Source organism: Polyangium sorediatum, from assembly GCF_029946465.1.
Taxonomy (GTDB): Bacteria; Myxococcota_A; Polyangia; order Polyangiales; family Polyangiaceae; genus Polyangium; species Polyangium fumosum.
Genome location: NZ_JARZHI010000003.1, coordinates 403931 through 422894 on the forward strand (window position 1 = coordinate 403931; position 18964 = coordinate 422894).

Here is an 18964-nt window from a genome sequence, read left to right on the forward strand (position 1 = left end):
TTCATCCCGAGGGGACGCCTCGCGTCCCCCTCTCGGGCGAGCTCGCTTCGCAATCTCGCGTCAAAACACCCGGTTCAAACCGTTCAGCGCCGCGACGCGGTACGCCTCGGCCATCGTCGGGTAGTTGAACGTCGTGTTCACGAAATACAGGAGGGTGTTGGCCTTGCCCTCCTGCGACATGATCGCCTGGCCGATGTGGATGATCTCGCTCGCGTTGTCCCCGAAGCAATGCACGCCGAGCAGCTCCAAGGTCTCGCGGTGGAACAGGATCTTGAGCATCCCCACGGTGCGTCCGGTGATCTGCGCGCGCGCCAGCGACTTGAACTGCGCGTGGCCGACCTCGTAAGGGATCTCCGCCTTCGTCAATTCGCGCTCGGTCCGGCCCACGGAGGAGATTTCGGGCGAGGTATAAATGCCCGTCGGAATGTCCTCCACGAGCTTCGTTTCGAGGCGCCCTTCGACGAGGTGCGTCGCGGCGAAACGGCCCTGATCGTACGCCGCGCTCGCGAGCGCGGGGAAACCCACCACGTCGCCCACCGCGTAGATGTGCGGCACGGACGTCTGGTAGGCCTCGTTCACCTTGATGTTTCCGCGCGAATCGACGGGGATCCCGAGCTGCTCGAGCCCCAGGTCATTCGTATTGCCCGTGCGCCCGTTCGCCCATAACAAGACGTCGGACTTGATCTTCTTGCCGCTCTTCAGGTGCAGGACCACGCCGTCGTCCTGGCCCTCGACCCGCTCGTACTCCTCGTTGTGCCGGATCAAGCAGCCCATGTCGCGCAGGTGATACGCGAGGGCGTCGACGATCTCGTCGTCGAGGAACGAGAGCAGCTTGTCGCGGGTATTGATGAGGTTCAGCTTCACGCCGAGCATGCGGAACATGCTGCCCCACTCGCAGCCGATGACGCCCGCGCCATACACGATCATCGACTGCGGCATCTCCTCCATCCGGAGGATCGTGTCGGAGTCGTAAATGCACGGATGATTGAAATCGACGTCCGGCGGGTGATACGGGCGCGAGCCGCTCGCGATGATGAACGCTTTCGCCGTGAGGACGTCGACCGCGCCCTTCGGCTGCCCGACCTCCAGCGTGTTCGCGTCGAGGAAACGGGCGTGGCCTTCGACGACCTCGACCTTGTTCCGCTCGTAGAACGTCTGCCGCATGTCGGTCTGGCGCGCGATGACGCTGCTCGCCGTGCGGGTGAGGTCGCCGAAGGAGGGCTGCGCATCCGGGCTCGCCCGGAACCCCGGGACATGGCGCATCTCCACGAAGCGCTGGATCGCGTGGCGAAGGGCCTTCGAGGGGATCGTGGCCGTGTGCGTGCAGGCGCCCCCGACCAGGTGGCGCTGGTCGACGACGCAGACGCTCCGGCCCTCCTTGGCGCACTTCATGGCCGCCCCTTCCCCGCCGGGGCCGCTGCCGATCACGATGACGTCAAACGATCGCGAGCTCATCGGCGCGCACTGTACGTCGGGCCGGCAAAACTCGCAACGAAGCGGCGGTCACACGCCCACGCGCCGTCCGCGCGCGCCGTCAGAGAGCGACGACGGGATCACAAGCCACGCCGAGGAGCTCGCCCCGCACCTCACCCACGAGATAAATCGACCCCGCCACGACGATCAGATCGGACGGTCCTGCCATTGCAAGCGCCCGCGTGATCGCCTCCCGCCCCTCGGGCACGAGCAGGCCGGGAAACCGCGCCGAAAGCTCGCTCGCCTGCACCGGCGCCCGGCCCTTCGGCTCGGCATACACGCGCCGATCGGCGAGCGGGCCGAGCATGTCGAGCATGCCCGTCCACGCTTTGTCCGCCAGCGCCCCGAAGACGAGCACGACCCGAGCGGGCGAAACACCGAGGGAACGCACGTGCTCGGCGAGCGCCGCCGCGCCGTGCGGATTGTGCGCGCAATCGAGGAGGACAGCCTTGCCGTCCTTGTCGATCCGTTCGAGCCGCCCCGGCCATCGCGCCGCCGCGAGGCCACGCGAAAGCAGCCCCGGCAGCGCTTTGAATCGCGGGACCGAGCTCACCGCCGTGAGCGCCGCGGCCACCGCAGCATTGGCGATTTGATGCGAACCAGCGAGGCCGAGGCGCGTCTCGACGACCATGTCCGGCAGCTCGATCCGCGCGCGTCCGTCCGGGAGCGCGCGCGCCTCGAAGACGAACACCCCGTCCGCGTCCGACGCCGCCTCGCCCGGCCGCGCCACCCGCAGGATCGGCCGCGCGCCGACGTCCCTCGCCACGTCGAGCGCCGCCGCGAGCGCCTCGTCATCGAGCGGCCCCAGCACAACCGGCACGTCCCGCCGGAACAAGCCCGCTTTGTCCCGCGCGATCGCCGCGTGCGTGTCGCCGAGCAGCGCCGTGTGGTCGAGCGCGACCGACGTGATCGCCGTCCCGAGCGGCCGTTCGAGCACGTTCGTTGCGTCGAGCCGCCCCCCGATGCCCACCTCGATCACGCCGACCTCGACGTCCGCCGCGTCGAACGCGACGAACGCCGCGAGCGTCATCGCCTCGAAAAACGTGGCATCGGGCGCGGCCACGAGCACGCGTTCGAGCGCGTCCGCGAGGCCGTCGTCGGCCATAGGCTCGCCGTTCAGCCGGATGCGCTCGGCGATCCGGCAGAGCTGCGGCGAGGTGTAGAGCCCGGTCCGAAAGCCCGCCTCCCGCGCGATGGACTCCAGCATCGCGCTCGTCGAGCCCTTCCCGTTCGTCCCGGTGACGTGGAAAAACGGCCGCTTTCTCTCAGGATTTCCCAGCGCCGCGAGGGCCACGTGCATGCGTTCGAGGCCGAGCAACATGCCCCGACGGCTCGCGCGCCGCAGGAGCTCGTCGACGAGGGGAGCGAGACGTGGAGAGGGCATCCGTTCAGCGTGGGGTCCGCGCGGCGCGGCCGTCCTGCAGGTGATCGAGCAAAAGGCCGATCGTCTGCTTCATCTCCAGGCGCGGGACGATCGCGTCGATCATGCCGTGCTCCAGCAAGAACTCCGCCCGCTGGAAGCCGGGCGGCAAGGTCTGCCGGATCGTGGTTTCGATGACCCGCGGGCCCGCGAAGCCGATGAGCGCCTTCGGCTCGGCGATGTTGACGTCGCCGAGGAAGGCAAAACTCGCGGCCACGCCGCCCGTCGTCGGGTGCAGGAGCACCGAGAGAAAGGGCAGGCGGCGCTGCCGGAAGCGCTCCAGCGCCGCCACGCTCTTCGCCATCTGCATGAGCGAGAGGATGCCCTCCTGCATACGCGCGCCGCCCGAGGCCGAGAGCAGGAGCACGGGCAGCTCCTCCTCGGCCGCGCGCTCGAAGAGGCGCGTGATCTTCTCGCCCACGACCGAGCCCATGCTGCCGCCCATGAACGCGAAGACGAACGCGCCATACCCGATCGGCCGACCGCCGAGGCACGCCTTGCCGATCTCGATGCCCTCACGCGCGCCGGTCTTCTTTTGCGCGGCGGCGACGCGATCCTTGTAGCTCCGGCCGTCGCTGAAGCGGAGCGGGTCGTCGGGCACGAGGTGCTCGTCCCACGCTTCGAGGGCGCCCTCGTCGCAGAGCAGCGCGCGCCATCCGGACGCGGAGAGCTTGTGGTGGTGTCCGCAGCGCGGGCAAACCTCGAAGCTCGCGGCGAGATCGTCGGCCGTGACGGTCTCGCCGCAGCCCTCGCAGCGCCGGAACACGCCCGCGCCGATCGAGCGCTTTTCCCCGGCGCTGGGCGGTGTTTTGTCGGGCCAGCTCATGCTACGTCGACGCTTGGGAGGTAGGCTCGGACGAGCCGAGCTACGCCCCCAACCCTCCCTCGCCGAAGTCGATTTCCACCACGTCGTGCGGGACCTTCAAGGCAGGCTCCGTCTTCGCCTGCACCTCGCGCGCCGAGACGCCCGGCGCGAGCTCGCGCAGGACGAGCCCCTCGGGCGTCACGTCGATCACCGCGAGATCCGTGATGATCCGGTGCACCACGCCTCGCCCGGTGAGCGGGAGGCTGCACTCGCGCAGGATCTTGGGCGACCCGTTCTTCGCGGCGTGGTCCATGATCACGACGACGCGCTTGGCCGAGACCACGAGGTCCATCGCGCCGCCCATGCCCTTCACCATCTTGCCCGGGATCATCCAGTTCGCGAGGTCGCCCTTCTCGGAGACCTCCATCGCGCCGAGGATGGCGAGGTCGATGTGTCCGCCGCGGATCATGGCGAAGCTCTCCGCGCTCGAGAACGTGGCGGAGCCGGGCATCATCGTGACCGTCTCCTTGCCCGCGTTGATGAGATCCGCGTCCTCTTTGCCGGCCTCCGGATAGGGTCCGATGCCGAGCAGGCCATTTTCGCTCTGGAGCACGACATCCATCCCTTTCGGGATGAAGTTCGCGACCAGGGTCGGCATGCCGATGCCGAGGTTCACATAGAAGCCGTCACGGAGCTCTCCGGCCGCGCGGCGTGCGATCTGCTCTCGCGAAAGGCTCATCTTCCTACTTCGCTCCCTCGGACTTCTGGACGGTCCTGCGCTCGATGCGCTTTTCGTACTTCGCGCCCACGACGACGCGGTGCACGTAGAGGCCAGGCGTGTGGACCGTGTCCGGATCCAGGGCGCCGACCTCCACGAGCTCCTCGACCTCGGCGATCGTCACCTTCGCGGCCGTGGCCATCATCGGGTTGAAGTTCATCGCCGTGCGACGGTAGACCAGGTTTCCGTACCGATCGGCCTTCCAGGCCTTCACGATCGCGACGTCGCCGCGGATCGCAGGCTCGAGCACGTAATCCCGACCATTGAAGGAACGGATCTCCTTCTTCTCGGAGAACTTCTTCACCGAGCCGTCGGCGTTGTAGAGGACCGGCAGCCCGCCCTCGCTGATGGCCGTGTGCGCGCCGGTCGGGGTGTAGAACGCTGGAATGCCCGCGCCGCCGGCCCGGATGCGCTCGGCGAGCGTGCCTTGCGGCGTGAGCTCGACCTCGAGCTCGCCCGAGAGGTACTGGCGCTCGAACTCCTTGTTTTCGCCGACGTAGGACGAAATCATCTTCCGGATTTGCTTGTTCCGGAGGAGCACGCCGAGACCAAAATCGTCGACGCCGCAGTTGTTCGAGACGACGACGAGGTCCTTCGTGCCGAGCTCGCGCAGCGCGGCGATGCAGTTCTCGGGGATCCCGCAGAGGCCGAAGCCGCCCGCGAGGATCGTCGCGCCGTCGGGGATGTCCCGGCACGCGTCGAGGGCGCTCTGGTAGACCTTGTTCATACGGCCGGGAGTGCTACCAGAGCCGCGCCCAGGTGGCCAGGGGGATCCCTCGAACTTGGCCACGCCCTCCGCGTAGGCGTATTCCCGGGGCCGTGCGTAGCCCCTTCCGCTCCCTCGCCGCCGCGCTCGCGATTGCGCTCTGCGGCACGCCCACGACCCCCGCTGAAGCCGCGCCGCCCGCGTCCGCCGCCCCGCAAGGAGCACGCGCGGGGGCGAACAAAGCCCAGGGGCCTTCGCGCCGCGCCAAGACCGAGCCCGCGGCCACGGGACGCCCCGGACGGGGTTTGGGGCGTAGCCCGGCTCGTCCGGGCGAAGCCCCAAGCGGAGCGGCGGGAAAGAAGACCGAGGTCGCGACGCCGGAGAAGAAACCCGCGCCCCCGCCGCGCGCCGATTCCGTCGGCCCGCCGAACGACGGCCGCCTCGAAGGTGGCATTCGTCTCGATACGACGGACAAACCTTACCTGCGCGTCGTCCCCGCCTACAACTACAAGGACGCGGACACCCGCTGGGGCCTGCCTGCGCTCGTCCGCGCGATCGATCGCGCGGCCAAAGCCGTGAACAAGAAGTTTCCGGGCGCCGTCCTCGGCGTCGGGGACATCTCGCGCAAGAACGGCGGCGAGCTCGCGCACCACCACTCCCACGAGAGTGGGCGCGACGCGGATCTCGGGTTTTACCTGGTGAATGAAAAGGGACAACCCGTGCTGCGCCCCTCGTTCGTGAAGGTCGACGAGAAGCTCGCGGCGCCGAGCGTGCCGGGCGCGCGCTTCGACGTCGCGCGGAACTGGCTCTTTTTGCAGAACCTCCTGCTCGATCGCGACGCGCGCGTGAGCCATATTTTCGTGTCCGAGCCGCTCAAGCACGCCCTGCTCACCCATGCCCGCGCGCGCGGCGTCTCGCGCGCTCTCTATGTGCGGGCCGCGCAGGTCATGATGCAGCCGACGGGGGGTTTGCCCCACGACGACCATTTCCACGTGCGCATTTCATGCCCGCCCTCGATGACGAAGAGCTGCGTCGAGATCGCGAAAAACGCGCCAAGCAAGGCGCGGCTCAAGATCGCGAAGAAGGGCAAGCGCGGCGTGAAGACCCCGGAGCGCCGCGCGGCCCCCCCGGCTCCGCCCCCGCGCCGCACGGCCGAGGCCCGCATCGAGAATGGCGAGCGCTCGGGTGGCATTTACCTCTCCCGCGCCACGAAAGCGACGACGGGCCCGGACGTCCCGGTCTCCTTGTGGGCGCTCGCGGGCGCCTCGATCGGCCGCGGCGAGGCGGCGCGCGCCGAGGCGGCAAAGACGGACGACGGGCGTGACGAGGCCGCCTCCGACGCGGCCGACGTGAAGGACGCCGTCGACGAGGAAGGCGCGCCGCGCATCACGCGGTGATCACGCGCCGAGGAGCCTCTTTCATGCGACAAGGTCTTTTCCTCGCCGCGGCGCTGGGCACGTTGGTCCTGGCCGCGGCATGTTCGGGCCCCGACGTGCAGCAGGGCGGCGGCGGCAATGGCGGCAGCGGGGGCCAGGGCGGCGGCGGGCCGAGCATGAGCCTGCTCGCCCAGGGCATCGTGAGCAACGATTGCGCGCCGAACGACGGCCCCTGGCTCGTGTTCACCCTCGGAACCGCGTCGACGTGTGGCCAGGCGGGGGGCTCCGAGCCCCAGCTCCTTTTCGCGATCTACCCCGGCAACACGTCCATGCTCGCGGCCGGACAATCGTGGACGTTCAACGCCGCCATGCCGACGAACGAGGTGCAGGCGTGGTGGTATGCGAATGGCATCGGCGGCAACTCCGAAGCACCGAAGACCGCCTCCGTCGAGGTGGTTTCGGTCGGCGCCGACGAGGCCCAGGTGAAGTACACGTTCGTCACGCCAAACGACACGAGTTATGCCGGCCAGATGGACGTCTCCATCTGCACCACGATCCCCATGTGTGGATGAAGCACGGCTCCTCTGCGCGCAAAACAACAAGAGCGCTGATTCGTTGACGCTCCCACGTTTCGATACGTACAAGGCAGGCAGAGGCCTGTTGCGTCGGGCGGCGGGTCGCTGGTAGGTTGACCGGTCATGTCGCCGGGTCGACTCAGCCCATTTCCCAAGCGCAAAAGCAGCACGAAGCTCCGTGCCCAGAGACCCGGATCGATCGCGCCGCCGCGCGCGAGCGTCCCGCCGCCGTTGCTCGATCCTGCGAGCGAGCTCTCGGCCGTCCTCGCCGAGCTCTCGCCGCACGGCGTGGCCGCGCTCCTCGCCCACGCGCGCAAGCTGCGCGACGACGAGCGGCGCCGCGGCGCGTCACCTCCCCTCATCGTGCTCTCCCCGCGTGATTTCGCGGCCCGCGTGGTGCAAGCGGCGAGCGACCTGATCGTGGCGCGGGACGACGGCAGGATGTTCATCGCCTCGCTTTTCCGTTCGCTCGAGGAGCGCGGAGAGACGTCCGGGCTCGGGCTCGCCGAGTTCAAGAACCGGCTGCTCATGGCGCACCAGGCGGGTCTCCTCGTGCTCAGCCGCTTCGAGCCGCACGAGCGCGCCGACGCCGCGACCGTCACCGCCTCCGAGATTCGCCACCTCGGCGCGACGTTCCACCTCGTGCTCGTGCGTCGCCCCAAGTCGGAGGGATCGAAGTAAACTCGGACGGCAATGGCGCGTCCCGTCGCCGAACCAAGCCCCGCTCCGCCGCCCGCCGTGCGCGCCGCGGCGCTCTTCGTGCTCGGCGCGCTCGTCCTCTCCCTTTTGCTGATGGCCGCCGCGATGGCCCTCTATCCCGGCGGCACGTGGCTCGATCGCGGGTCCCCCGGGCACGATTTTCTCCGTAATTTTTTCTGCGATCTGACGGCCGATCGCGCGCTCAATGGGCAAACGAACCCGGGCGCATCGTTCGCCAAGGCCGGGATGGTCCTCCTGTCCGCGGGCACGCTGCCGTTCTGGTTCCTCGTCACGCGGCTGTTTTCGGAGCGCGCGCGGCTCGGGCTTGCCGTGCGTGGGCTCGGGCTCGCCTCGGCGCTCGCGGCGATTGCGGTGCCGCTCGCGCCGTCACAGCGGTATGGCTTGCTCCACGCGGGGCTCATCTTCGTCGCGGGGGTGCCGGGGCTCTTCGCGGGCGGGCTCGCCACGTTCGGGCTCGTCACGACAAACCAAGGGGCGCGCACGCCCGCGCGCCTCGCGGGGCTCACGGCGGGCCTCGCGGCGCTCGACGGCGCGCTTTATGCGGCGCACGTCGCGTCGGGCGTGGAGATCACCTCGGCGCTGCTCCCGGCGCTGCAAAAGCTCGCCGCGCTCGCGCTCGTCGCCTGGATGGCGGGCACGGCGACGCTCGCCGGGTCTCGCGATTAAGGCACTTCCCAGCCCGTCGACGCGGTCCACAGGAAAAACCAATCCTGCAGGTCGAGATCGATCGCGAGCGCGCTCGCCGCGCTGCGGATCCGGTCGATCCGGTTCGTCCCGAGCACCGGGACCATCTTCGACGGGTGCTTGAGGAGCCACGCGAAGAGAATCGCGTCAGGCGTGGCTGCGTATTTTCGGGCGAGCTCGCCGAGCGCGCCGCGTACGCGCCGCTCGACGTCACCGCCGCCATGGAAGATCCGCCCGCCGGCCGTCGGCGACCAGGCCATTGGCGAGATCCCGAGGCGCTGGCATTGATCGAGCGTCCCGTCGACAAACGCATCCTGCCGGAGCGGGTTCACCTCGACCTGGTTCGTCACGATACGCGACGCGAGCCGGCTCTGGAGCATTTCGAGCTGCGAGGGCGCGAAGTTCGAGACGCCGAGGTGCAGGACCTTGCCCTCCCGGCGGAGCCGTTCGAACGTCCCGGCCACCTCGTCCGGATCGAGCAGCGGGCTCGGCCGGTGCAAGAGCAGGACGTCGAGATGATCGGTCGCCAGGTTTCTCAGTGATCGCTCGACGGACGAAACGATGTGGCGACGTGAGTAGTCGTAATGCTTGATGCGGTTTTCCGGCCGGGCAGGGTCGACCAGCATGATCCCGCATTTCGTCACGATCTCGATCTTCTCGCGCAGGCCCGGCGACGCGCGGAGGGCTTCGCCGAACGCCTCCTCGCAGCCGTATCCGCCGTAGATGTCGGCGTGATCGAAGGTCGTGATCCCACAATCGAGGCAGGCGTGGATCTTGTCGAGGACGCGCCGGACCGACGCCCCCTCGCGATCGTCGAGCAGCCGCCAGACGCCGTAGGCGATCCGCGACACCGTGGGTCCCTCGCCGGCCAAACGAACGCGCAGATTCGTCTCCGTGATGCTCACACGCGGCATCCTACCCAAGGGCGGCGCCGCTTGTCACGCGGTGAAAAGCCCGGCGAGCTCGGGGGCAGGGCCCCTCAATCGCCCGTCACGCACGTGATATCCATGTACCCATACGGCAGGGCCCTCGCGCCGCCGGTGAATCGCAAGGACCAGAGGTGTTCCCCCACATCACAGCTCAAGTCGCTGAAGGACACCTCCGTCACGCAAAAACCACTCGAACAGCCAGGACAATCGAACGAGGTCCGACAGCTCTCCAGCGCCGCGCCCTCGTGCTGCATGACCTCGCAACGACGGAGCGTCTCCCCGTAACGCTCGACGAGCGTCTCTTTCCCGTCCGGATCCCGCCACCCCTTTTCCGGATCACATCGATCGAGCTCCGGCTGGTCGACGAGAATCTTGCACGCGGCGCTCCCATTCGAGTCCACCTTGATCGGTCGTTCCATGCAGGGAGCGCCACAATCGATCCACCCGGGATGAAGCATGAAATACCACTCCATGTCGTCGTCACACGGCCACGTATAGTCGTACGAGCCGACGAGCTCGCCCCACGTTTCAAGGCGTGTATCGCCTCTCTCCCGTTTCTGACAACCGAATTCCTCCGCCTTCGACGGGACCACCACGACCGTACGATACGTCGACGATAACGAGACCTCGTTCGGCACGAGCTCCGCGGGGGACTTCACGTCCTCGTCGTCTCTCGTGCTCGCGACGATGATCTGGTAGTGCGTGCCTTTGGCGAGCGACGCGACGAACGCCGATTCCGCTTCGGTCTCGGGCGCCTGCAATCCCTTCATGAGATCGAGCGCGCGGCTCGCCGCGCGGAGCGGCCGGTACGCCTCTCCCGGCATGGCGAGCCGCTCCTCCATGGCCTCGAGCGCAGCCGCGACGACGGCGTCGACCTCTTCCGCTCGGGAGGTCATCGTCGTCCACGCGAGCGCCGGCCGGTCGATGGGCGTGACCAGCGAAAGCGAGGTCGGCGCGCTCGGATGCACGATCAGCACACGATCGTCGCCCGGACGCCATTCGGCAGGATCCTCGGTCCCCCTGCAAAACTCTGCCCGGTTCTGCACGGCGCCCATAAGGCCCGCGCGTAACGCCTGCGCGGCGCGCGCCCGGAGCATGGCCGCTTCAGGCGTATCCGCGTCGTCAACGACGAGCACGTGCACGATCGGCTCCCCCTTCCCGTAATACCCCTCCGACGTGAGTTGCGACGTCGTGCCGGGCACGAGCGGGACCGCGTCCGTTCCCTCACACGCCGCCGCCACGAGCCCCATCGAGAGCATAAGAAAGAATCTCGATCCCCACTTCATGGTGGGCTCGGCCGGCAATTTGTGTGCCCACGCCGAAAAGCTTATGGTTTCCGGCCTAGCGCGTGGGTCGCCCGCGCACACGACGGCAACTCCACGGCGCGGAATGTCTACCTCGTTGGCAGTCGAATCAACTCAACTGAGGAGCGCCAACAAATCGTCGCGCGTGATCGCCGCCGCCTGCGCCGCCTCCCCGAGCGCCGCGTCCGCCACGAGCCGCTTTTTCTCCTGGAGCGCGAGGATACGCTCCTCCACCGTGTCCTTCGCGACCAGCCGGTACACGAAGACGGGTTTGTCCTGGCCGATGCGATGCGCGCGGTCCGCGGCCTGGTCCTCGACGGCGGGGTTCCACCACGGATCCAGCAAGAACACGTGATCGGCCGCCGTCAAATTGAGGCCCGTGCCGCCCGCCTTGAGCGAGAGGAGCATCACCGGCGGGCCCCCTTCGGCCTGGAACTCGTTCACCACGCCCGCGCGATCCACGGTCGAGCCGTCGAGCCGATTGAAGGAAATCCCCACCTCGGCGAGGTGCGGCTCCACGAGGTCGAGCAGCGACGTCCATTGCGAGAAGACGAGCGCCTTGTGGCCATCCGCTGCCGCATCTGCGAGCGCCTCGACGAGCGCCTCGACCTTCGACGAGGCATTCGCGACCTGCCCGGGCACGAGCGCCGCATGGCAGGCGGCCTGACGCAGCCGGAGCAACGCTTCGAGCGCCGCGAGCACGCTGCCGCCCTCGGCGAGGCGCTTGACGACGTCATTGAGCGTCGCCGCGCGCACGGCGTCGTACACGGAGCGCTCCTTGTCGTCGAGCTCCACGCTGAGCACGCGGTCGGTGCGCGGGGGCAATTCGGGCGCGACCTCGCGCTTCAGGCGGCGCAGGACGAAGGGCCGAATGCGCTCGCGCAGCCGCTCGGCCGCGCCGGCGTGGCCCGCCTCGATCGGCCCGGCATAACGCTCCTTGAAATCGCCACGCCCGCCGAGCAAGCCGCGGTTCGCGAAATGCATCTGGCTCCAGAGCTCCTCCAGCCTGTTCTCCACGGGCGTACCGCTGAGCGCCACCTTGAATTTCCCGCGCAGCGCATACGCGGCCCGCGCGACCTGGCTGTCGGGGTTCTTGATCGCCTGCGCCTCGTCGAGCACGATGGTGTCCCATTCCACGGCCGAGAGCGCCTCGATGTCGATGCGCAACATCGAATACGTGGTGAGCGTGACGTCGGCCTTCGAATCGAGCGCGCGCTTCGGGCCATGGTAGAGGGCCACCGAAAGGTTTGGCCGGAACTTCCGGATCTCGGCCTCCCAGTTGAAGAGCACGCTCTTCGGACAAACCACGAGCGCGCGGCCGCGCGTGGACGCGAGCGCCTGCAAGGTCTTTCCGAGGCCCATGTCGTCCGCGAGGATCCCGCCGAGCCCCGTGTCCCGCAAGAACGAGAGCCAATCGATACCGCGGCGCTGGTAGGAGCGGAGCGTGGCGGAGAGGCCCCCGGGCAAGGGCGCCTCGGGGATCCCGGAAAAACCTTCGAGCAAGGGGGCGAGCCGGGAAAACCCCGGGGGGCGCGGGGCGTCGATCTCCTCGCAGAGGCGCGCGAGCGCGGGCAGGAGCGCGGGCGGGATCGTCTGGTCGTCGGTCTCCGCGCGCGCGGCGAGCAAATCGGCCACGCGATCGCCGAACCGCGAGAGCCAATCGGAAGGCAGCGGCGCGAAACCTCCGCCTTCGAGCGGGACGATGTCGAGCCCGTCTTTCCATGCACGAATGACGGCCGCGCCGCTCGCGTGTTTCGTCGCCCCGCCCTCCTCGCCGCCCTCGGCGAAGGATTCGAAGACGACGTCGAAGCCATCGCCCTGGATGTCGAACCGCGGCACGAGCGGGCGCTTGCCAAACAGCTCGCCGAGCGTCTCGCCTTGCTCGCCGCCGCGAAACCCTTTGAGCTTTTGAGCAAATCGTAATGCGGCTTCGCCGTCGAGATCGACGCGCCGGCCGGGGATCAGGTTGAGCTCGTCGCGGAGCCGCTCGATGAGCCTCCGCTCCTCGGCCTCGTCGCGCACGGGCACGGTCCCGCCGAGGTGGACGAGCACATTTTGATCGACGCGGGCCTCCGGCGGATCCCCATACACGAGCAGCGGCAGCACGGAGAGCGTATGCCCCGCCTGCGAGAGCTCGATCGAAATGCGCGGGCGGCCCTTGCGCGCGACGCCCGGGAGCCTGCGCGTACGCACGACGAGGCGCGTGTGTTTGTCGAGGTCGGGGAGGATCTTCGTGACGAACGTGCCGAGCTCCTCTTTCGCGACGTGACGCTCCATGGGCAATTTTTCCCACGCATCACCCGTGATCGAGGTATCCCCGAGCGGACGCAGGACGTCCCCCGTGCGCGCAGCGCCGCGGGCGATGACCTCGTCGACGGAGGGGTCTTTCTCGACACGCACGAGGACGCCGCCATTCTTGCCGTCGAGCACGACGGCCGAGGGGCGAACGGCCTGCTTGTTCGTGCGGACGGGAAAACCGTCGAAGAGGACGCTCGGCACAGCCTCCAGGAGCGCGAAGAGCTCCCGCACGCGCGAGAGCGGGACGACGCCGCCCTTCCAGGTCGAGAACATGCGATCGATCGTGATGTCCTCGTGTGTGGGCAAGACCGGTAGATCCCCGCGCGAGACGCGATTCGTGATCGAGCCCTGGAACGGCTCGCGGCGGCCATCCGGGAATATCACGGCGCGCTCCAAGAACAATGTGCCCGCGTCGCGGCTGAACTCGTATTCGATCTTGCCGAGCGCGCGCTGCGGCACAGGCGCAGTCCGCGGGCCAGCATCCGTCCCGGTCGCGGGGCGCTGGCCTTCGGGGGATTGGGCCGCGACGATCACGGCGGCCGCGACGTGCTGGCAGGGATCGAATTTGCCGCCGCAATCGCACGTCCACTCCTCGTCCGCGACGTACAACGTGACCGTGGGCGCGATGGCGACGCCGGGGACGCGGATGCGATAGGTGAGCTCGGTGGCGGTCCGCCTGTCGAGGATCACGGCGCCGTCGCGCGCCAGGTTGACGCCCTTCGTCCAGAGACCGGGCGGGCAGGCTTTACGAACCGCCTGGAGGAGCGAGTCCATGACGACGGGAGCGGTAGCACGGGACGGCGCGCGTGTCGCCTCCCTCGGGTCAGCGCACGTCCGCCTCGATCTCCGCTCCGTGAGGCCCGTAGCACTCGTAGTGGACGCGATCGGCCGGCACCCCGAAGACGTGCAGCGCGCCGCGGATCGATCGCATGAAGGGAATCGGGCCGGTGAAATAAAAATCGCAATCGCTTCCGGGGAGGTTCCGCCCGAGCGTGCCTAGGCCGAGCCGGCCCCGCGTCTCGTAATCGCGCCCCGGCTCGTCCTCGGCCGAAGGCTGCGAATAGCAGCGGTGGAGCGTGACGTTCGGGTGGCGGCGCGCGAGCTCCTCGATCTCCCGCCGGAGCGGGTGGTGGCGCCCGTCGTGCATCATCTGGAAGAAGTAAATGGGGCGGTCGATCCCGCGATCGAGGGCGCTCTGGAACAGGCTGAACATCACCGTGATGCCGATGCCCGCGGCGATGAAGACGAGCGGGCGCGGCGATTCGACGAGGACGAGCTCGCCGTACGGCGACGAGACGTCGAGCACGTCCCCTTCCCGCACGTGGTCGTGGAAAAACCGGGAGCAGACGCTGTCGGGGCTCCCCTCCGCGCCGGGCTCGCGCTTGATCGTGACCCGGAAATACCCCTTCCCCGGCGCGGTCGAGAGCGAGTAATTGCGATACACGGCGCTGCCACCGACGCGCGAATACCCGGGGACCTCGACGCGAAAGGTGACGTACTGGCCGGCCTCGTAATGCGGCAGGGGGCCGCCGTCGCGGGGCGAGAGGTAAAACGAGGCGGCGTCCGCCGACTCCTGGACCTTCTGCCGGACCACGAAAGGCCGGAACCCCTCCCATCCGCCCAGCGCTCGGGCGCTTTTCTGCATGAGATCCCGCTCGATCTCGATGAACAGGTCGGCGAGGACGCCATACGCTTCGCGCCAGGCGGCCATGATCTCGTCCGTCGCGACGTCGCCGAGGATGGCCTTGACCGAGGCGAGGAAGTAGTGACCGATGATCGGGTAATGCTCGGGCCGGATGTCGAGCGAGGCGTGGCGGTGCGCGATGCGCATCACCGTGGCCTTGAGCGCGGGCAGGTCGTCGAGGCTCGTGATGGAGCCATTGAGCACGTTCGTCAGGGCGGCGCCCGGGGCGCCCTCTCGGCCGAAGAAATCACCTCGGAACGCCTCCTGCTGCGAGGCGCGTGTCTTCTGCTCGCCCGTGGGCTGGTTGGCCGGGTTGAAGAGCAGCTCGAGCTCGGGGTGATCGTCGTGCAGATGGCGGTAGAAATGACGAATGATCGTCGCGCCATGTTCGGCGAGGACCGGAGCCGTCGCCTTCACGATCGCGACAGTCTCGGCCGAGAGGGACTTTCTGCTCATGGCTCAACCCGCCGCGCGCATGCCGGCGATGAAAAAGGGATACAACTCGGCGCGCATCAGGCCCTCGGAGACGACCGGATCCGCGTCGACGATCACGCGCGCGGCGGCCTCGTCCGCCGCCTCGACGACGGCCATGCCGAACGTCTCCGGGCCCGTCGTCAACGTGCGACCGACGAAGACGAGCACGCCGCGCGCCTTCAATTCTTCGAGGTACGCGCCGTGCCGGCCGAGCGTGGCCATCTCGGTCTCCGTGGGGCCGGTCTGCAGGAGATCCGCTCGCACGGCCCGGACGACGTAAATCCACTTGTCCGTGGGCTGAGAGGCAGGTTGGTCGCTCATGGGCATCGCATCATGGTCCATCGCGGCGCGATAAATCCACTCGAACCTACGTCCTTGTATGGCTGTCCTCGAGGATGGCCCGGAAGATCACTTCGGCAAGGTCTGCCGGGATGCCATGACACGCGGCGTACGCGCGCCGCTCCGCGAGGAGCTCGACCTCGCGGCTCGGATCGACGAGCGGCAGGCCGAGCGCCCGCTTTTTGACGAAGAGCGCGCCGACGAGCGCCCTCCGCCGCGCGACGAGCTCGAGCAGCGCATGGTCGAGCTCGTCGAGCGCGCGGCGGGTCTCGTGAACATCGGCAGGAAGCATGGCGGGCCCAAGGGTACAACCGCGTCGGGCGCGTGCCACCGCTTTCGGGTTGCGTTATAGCGTCCGACCATGAGCACCCCCGCGCTGCCGAGGCGCCCCGAGATCCTCGCCCCCGCCGGTGATGACGCCGCGCTCCGGGCCGCGGTGCTGGCCGGCGCGGACGCCGTCTATTTTGGGCTCCAAGGGTTCAACGCACGGGCGCGCGCGAAAAACTTCGACGCCGAAGGGCTCGCGCGGACGATGGCGTTCCTGCACGAGCACGGGGTCCGCGGGTACGTCACGCTGAACACGCTGGTCTTCGACGAGGAGCTCGAGAACGTCGAGAACGCCGTGCGTACGTGCGCCGAGGCCGGCGTGGACGCGGTGATCGTGCAGGACCTCGGGGTCGCGCGGATCGTGCGGGCGATCGCGCCGTCGCTCGCGATCCACGCCTCGACGCAGATGACGTGCACCGACGCAGGCGCCGCGGAGCTCGCGCGCGAGCTCGGCGCGAGCCGGGTCATCCTGGCGCGCGAGCTGTCGGTCGACGACATCGCGGCGATCCGGCGCACGACGGACGTGGAGATCGAGGTCTTCGTGCACGGCGCGCTCTGCATCGCGTATTCGGGGCAGTGCTTGACGAGCGAGGCCATCGGCGGGCGCAGCGCGAACCGCGGGGCGTGCGCGCAGGCGTGCCGGCTGCCGTACGAGCTCGTCGTCGACGGGGAAAAACGAGACCTCGGGGATCACGCGTATCTCCTGTCCCCCGAGGATCTGGAGGCGAGCGCGCTCGTGCCGAAGCTCGCCGCGCTCGGCGTCTCGTCGCTGAAGATCGAAGGGCGGTTGAAGGGGCCCGACTACGTGGCCGCGACGACGCGGCTTTACCGCGCGGCGCTCGAAGCGAGCAGCGCGGGCACGAGCGAGGCGCTCGGTTCGATCCGAAAAACCGCGCTGCAAACGTATTCACGAGGGTCGGGCCCAGGCTTTCTCGCCGGCGTGGATCATCAGCGGCTCGTGGAGGGGCGCGCCTGTGATCATCGAGGTTTGCCGGTGGGTGAGCTCGTCGGGACCACGCGCGCGCGTGGAAAAACGCTGCTCCAGATCCGGCTCGCGGAAGCGATCACACGCGGCGACGGCGTGCTCGTGGAGGGCGGGTTCGCGGGCGCAGGCGAGATCGGCGGACGCGTCTGGACGATCGCGAAGAACGGCGCGGACACGCCGCGCGCCGAGGCGGGCGAGGAGGTCTCCGTCTGGCTCGGGCCCGATGCGCGGGTCGACGTCGCGAAGCCGGGCCGGCGTGTGTGGAAGACGGACGATCCGGCGACGGAAAAGGCGATCCTCGCGGAGATCGAGCGGTCGCCGCGAAAGGTGCCGCTCTCGATCCGGGTGTCGGGGGCGATCGGGGAGATGCCGCGGTTCGAGGCGTCGACGACGTCGGGGCTCTGGGGCGTCGTGACAGGCGACGCGCCGCTCGGCGAGGCGCGCGGCGGCGCGGACGTCGCCGCGGTGCTGAAGGACAAACTCGGGCGGCTCGGCGATACGCCGTTCGAGATCGCGACGATCGACGCGGACCTGCCGGCGGGCGTGATGATCCCGCCGTCGTCGCTGAACCGAGCGCGCCGCGCGCTCGTGGAGGCGCTGCTCGCGTCGGCCGCGCGGAAGGTGGAGACGACGTCGGTGCATTTCCAGGACCTCGTGCGCGCGGCGAGCCCGCCCGACCGGAGCCCGCCGACGGCCGGTCTTTTCGTGCTCTGCCGGACGGAGGCGCAAGCCGCGGCGGCGCTCGACGCAGGCGCGGACGGGGTCTATCTCGATTTCTTGGAGCTCGTAGGGACGGGCGCGGCCTTGCGCGCGCTCCGGGCGTCGCGGCCGAACGTGACGATCGGCGTCGCGCCGCCGCGTATTCGCAAGCCGGGCGAGGAGAAGATCGACCGGTACCTGCTGTCCCTGGAGCCCGATCTCCTGCTCGTGCGTGGGCTCGGCGCGCTGCGGGAGGGCGCAGGGCTCTCGATTCCGCGGATCGGCGATTTCTCGCTGAACGTGACGAACCGATTGACGGCCGCGGAGGTGCTCTCGCGCGGGCTCTCGGCGTTCACGCCCTCGTTCGACCTCGACGCGGCGCAGCTCGAGCGGCTGCTCGATTCGCCGTTCGGGCCGTTCGCCGAGGTGGTCCTGCATCACCCGATGCCGCTCTTCCACATGGAGCATTGCGTGATCGCGGCGCTGCTCTCGACGGGGAAGGATTTTCGTGATTGCGGGCGGCCCTGCGAGAAGCACAAGGTGTCGTTGCGGGACCGGGCAGGAATGGAGCACCCGGTGGAGGCGGACGTGGGCTGCCGGAACACGGTGTTTCACGCGGCGGCGCAGAGCGCGGCGAGCCTCGCGTCCGCGGCGACGCGGGGAGGCGTGCGGCGATTCCGGATCGAGCTCGTGCGCGAGACGGCGGAGGACGTGGCGACGATCGTCGGGACGTATCGGCGCCTGCTCGAAGGCAAGATGCATGCGCCCGAGGTGTTCCGCGCGCTCCGGACCGAGGGCGGATATGGCGTGGTGAAGGGGTCACTCCGGGTGCTTCCGGCGTGAAGGAGATCGGAACGCACGCGATGGAAAAGCGAGAGTCGCTCCAGATCGGGAAACATACGCTGTCGTTCGAAGAACCCGGGATCGCCGTGCATGTGTACCGGGGGCCGATCACGTTGGAGGACATGCGTGTCCTCGTCGATCTCCCGGACATGGACGAGCACGGGGGCCGATTTCAGCTCTCGCTCTACCATATGCAGGAGTTCGGTGGCCTCGACGCTGCCGCGCGCAAGCTGGGCGCCGAGCGGCCGAGGCCGGCGGGGACGTATTACGCGGCCTACGTGGGCGCGAGCTTCAAGACGCGCGTGGTTATCTCGCTGTTCACGCGCGCCGCGAACCTCTTGCAAGGTCAAAAGACCGTGCTCGGCTTTTTCGATGATCACGCATCGGCCAGGGCTTGGCTGATCGAGTGCCGCGCAAAGCACCTCGCGGCGGACAAACAATAGACCGAGGGCGCACGTCTCCGTGCACCCCCGGTCGAAAGCCAAGGAAGTGGTGCGGCCCTGGAACGCCCGGGAGCGGAGGGAAGCTCCAGGGCGCGGAATCGA

Annotated in this window: 17 protein-coding genes; 6 read left to right on the forward strand and 11 right to left on the reverse strand. The window is 68.7% G+C overall.

Translation table 11 applies throughout. From position 1 onward, the window contains the following. Positions 1-60: 60 nt before the first annotated feature. The 5 genes from sthA to QHF89_RS05815 form a co-directional block, all read right to left on the reverse strand. Positions 61-1455 carry a Si-specific NAD(P)(+) transhydrogenase gene (gene sthA / locus QHF89_RS05795; RefSeq protein ID WP_136967123.1) on the reverse strand — a complete coding sequence of 465 codons (1395 nt, stop codon included), beginning with the start codon at positions 1453-1455 and terminating at the stop codon, positions 61-63. A gap of 79 nt (positions 1456-1534) precedes the next feature. Next, the gene (locus QHF89_RS05800; RefSeq protein WP_284720124.1) at positions 1535-2857 is read right to left on the reverse strand and encodes a bifunctional folylpolyglutamate synthase/dihydrofolate synthase; all 1323 of its coding nucleotides are present in this window, start codon (positions 2855-2857) and stop codon (positions 1535-1537) included. Positions 2858-2861: 4 nt separating this feature from the next. After that, positions 2862-3719, reverse strand: a complete 858-nt coding sequence (accD, locus tag QHF89_RS05805) for an acetyl-CoA carboxylase, carboxyltransferase subunit beta (protein ID WP_136928589.1) — start codon at positions 3717-3719, stop codon at positions 2862-2864. 40 nt (positions 3720-3759) lie between these two features. After that, complete coding sequence (locus QHF89_RS05810; protein WP_136928590.1) at positions 3760-4437, reverse strand: CoA transferase subunit B; 678 nt, start codon at positions 4435-4437, stop codon at positions 3760-3762. Between the two features lie 4 nt (positions 4438-4441). Then, positions 4442-5203, reverse strand: coding sequence for a CoA transferase subunit A (locus QHF89_RS05815; RefSeq protein WP_136928591.1), 762 nt, complete (start codon positions 5201-5203; stop codon positions 4442-4444). A 92-nt stretch (positions 5204-5295) separates the two neighbouring features. Here QHF89_RS05815 and QHF89_RS05820 point away from each other — a divergent pair, with 92 nt between their 5' ends. The 4 genes from QHF89_RS05820 to QHF89_RS05835 all read left to right on the forward strand — a co-directional run bounded on the left by QHF89_RS05820 (position 5296) and on the right by QHF89_RS05835 (position 8519). Then, complete coding sequence (locus tag QHF89_RS05820) at positions 5296-6579, forward strand: penicillin-insensitive murein endopeptidase (protein WP_284720125.1); 1284 nt, start codon at positions 5296-5298, stop codon at positions 6577-6579. Positions 6580-6602: 23 nt separating this feature from the next. Further along, positions 6603-7130: a hypothetical protein gene (locus QHF89_RS05825; RefSeq protein ID WP_136967121.1), complete on the forward strand. Its 528-nt coding sequence runs from the start codon at positions 6603-6605 to the stop codon at positions 7128-7130. 126 nt (positions 7131-7256) lie between these two features. Next, the gene (locus QHF89_RS05830; protein ID WP_136928594.1) at positions 7257-7814 is read left to right on the forward strand and encodes a hypothetical protein; all 558 of its coding nucleotides are present in this window, start codon (positions 7257-7259) and stop codon (positions 7812-7814) included. A gap of 12 nt (positions 7815-7826) precedes the next feature. Further along, positions 7827-8519 carry a hypothetical protein gene (locus QHF89_RS05835; protein ID WP_136967120.1) on the forward strand — a complete coding sequence of 231 codons (693 nt, stop codon included), beginning with the start codon at positions 7827-7829 and terminating at the stop codon, positions 8517-8519. On the opposite strand, the gene QHF89_RS05840 is transcribed toward QHF89_RS05835, so the two are convergent. The 6 genes from QHF89_RS05840 to QHF89_RS05865 form a co-directional block, all read right to left on the reverse strand. Next, on the reverse strand, positions 8516-9442 hold the full coding sequence (locus QHF89_RS05840) for an aldo/keto reductase (RefSeq protein ID WP_284720126.1): 927 nt from the start codon (positions 9440-9442) through the stop codon (positions 8516-8518). The two genes, QHF89_RS05835 and QHF89_RS05840, sit on opposite strands and share 4 nt — an antisense overlap. A 74-nt stretch (positions 9443-9516) precedes the next feature. Beyond that, positions 9517-10752 (reverse strand): hypothetical protein, encoded by a 1236-nt coding sequence (locus tag QHF89_RS05845; RefSeq protein WP_136967118.1) that lies wholly within the window; start codon positions 10750-10752, stop codon positions 9517-9519. Between the two features lie 132 nt (positions 10753-10884). Next, entirely contained in the window at positions 10885-13842 is a 2958-nt protein-coding gene (locus tag QHF89_RS05850) for a DEAD/DEAH box helicase (protein WP_136967117.1), read from the reverse strand. A 49-nt stretch (positions 13843-13891) separates the two neighbouring features. Continuing rightward, positions 13892-15208 (reverse strand): globin domain-containing protein, encoded by a 1317-nt coding sequence (locus QHF89_RS05855; RefSeq protein WP_136967116.1) that lies wholly within the window; start codon positions 15206-15208, stop codon positions 13892-13894. Between the two features lie 3 nt (positions 15209-15211). Continuing rightward, complete coding sequence (locus tag QHF89_RS05860) at positions 15212-15547, reverse strand: YciI family protein (protein WP_136928600.1); 336 nt, start codon at positions 15545-15547, stop codon at positions 15212-15214. Between the two features lie 46 nt (positions 15548-15593). Then, complete coding sequence (locus QHF89_RS05865; protein ID WP_136928601.1) at positions 15594-15857, reverse strand: chorismate mutase; 264 nt, start codon at positions 15855-15857, stop codon at positions 15594-15596. Between the two features lie 69 nt (positions 15858-15926). On the opposite strand from QHF89_RS05865, the gene QHF89_RS05870 reads away from it, so the two are divergent. Further along, complete coding sequence (locus QHF89_RS05870; RefSeq protein WP_136967115.1) at positions 15927-18419, forward strand: peptidase U32 family protein; 2493 nt, start codon at positions 15927-15929, stop codon at positions 18417-18419. Beyond that, positions 18416-18862: a hypothetical protein gene (locus QHF89_RS05875; protein WP_284720127.1), complete on the forward strand. Its 447-nt coding sequence runs from the start codon at positions 18416-18418 to the stop codon at positions 18860-18862. Before QHF89_RS05870 ends, QHF89_RS05875 begins: the two co-directional genes overlap by 4 nt. The last annotated feature ends 102 nt before the right edge of the window (positions 18863-18964 follow it).

Excerpts from the sequence above, each read along its gene's own strand:
- sthA (WP_136967123.1), bottom strand. The coding sequence starts at position 1,455 with ATGAGCTCGCGATCGTTTGACGTCATCGTGATCGGCAGCGGCCCCGGC.
- QHF89_RS05800 (WP_284720124.1), bottom strand. The coding sequence starts at position 2,857 with ATGCCCTCTCCACGTCTCGCTCCCCTCGTCGACGAGCTCCTGCGGCGC.
- accD (WP_136928589.1), bottom strand. The coding sequence starts at position 3,719 with ATGAGCTGGCCCGACAAAACACCGCCCAGCGCCGGGGAAAAGCGCTCG.
- QHF89_RS05810 (WP_136928590.1), bottom strand. The coding sequence starts at position 4,437 with ATGAGCCTTTCGCGAGAGCAGATCGCACGCCGCGCGGCCGGAGAGCTC.
- QHF89_RS05815 (WP_136928591.1), bottom strand. The coding sequence starts at position 5,203 with ATGAACAAGGTCTACCAGAGCGCCCTCGACGCGTGCCGGGACATCCCC.
- QHF89_RS05825 (WP_136967121.1), top strand. The coding sequence starts at position 6,603 with ATGCGACAAGGTCTTTTCCTCGCCGCGGCGCTGGGCACGTTGGTCCTG.
- QHF89_RS05830 (WP_136928594.1), top strand. The coding sequence starts at position 7,257 with ATGTCGCCGGGTCGACTCAGCCCATTTCCCAAGCGCAAAAGCAGCACG.
- QHF89_RS05835 (WP_136967120.1), top strand. The coding sequence starts at position 7,827 with ATGGCGCGTCCCGTCGCCGAACCAAGCCCCGCTCCGCCGCCCGCCGTG.
- QHF89_RS05845 (WP_136967118.1), bottom strand. The coding sequence starts at position 10,752 with ATGAAGTGGGGATCGAGATTCTTTCTTATGCTCTCGATGGGGCTCGTG.
- QHF89_RS05850 (WP_136967117.1), bottom strand. The coding sequence starts at position 13,842 with ATGGACTCGCTCCTCCAGGCGGTTCGTAAAGCCTGCCCGCCCGGTCTC.
- QHF89_RS05855 (WP_136967116.1), bottom strand. The coding sequence starts at position 15,208 with ATGAGCAGAAAGTCCCTCTCGGCCGAGACTGTCGCGATCGTGAAGGCG.
- QHF89_RS05860 (WP_136928600.1), bottom strand. The coding sequence starts at position 15,547 with ATGAGCGACCAACCTGCCTCTCAGCCCACGGACAAGTGGATTTACGTC.
- QHF89_RS05865 (WP_136928601.1), bottom strand. The coding sequence starts at position 15,857 with ATGCTTCCTGCCGATGTTCACGAGACCCGCCGCGCGCTCGACGAGCTC.
- QHF89_RS05870 (WP_136967115.1), top strand. The coding sequence starts at position 15,927 with ATGAGCACCCCCGCGCTGCCGAGGCGCCCCGAGATCCTCGCCCCCGCC.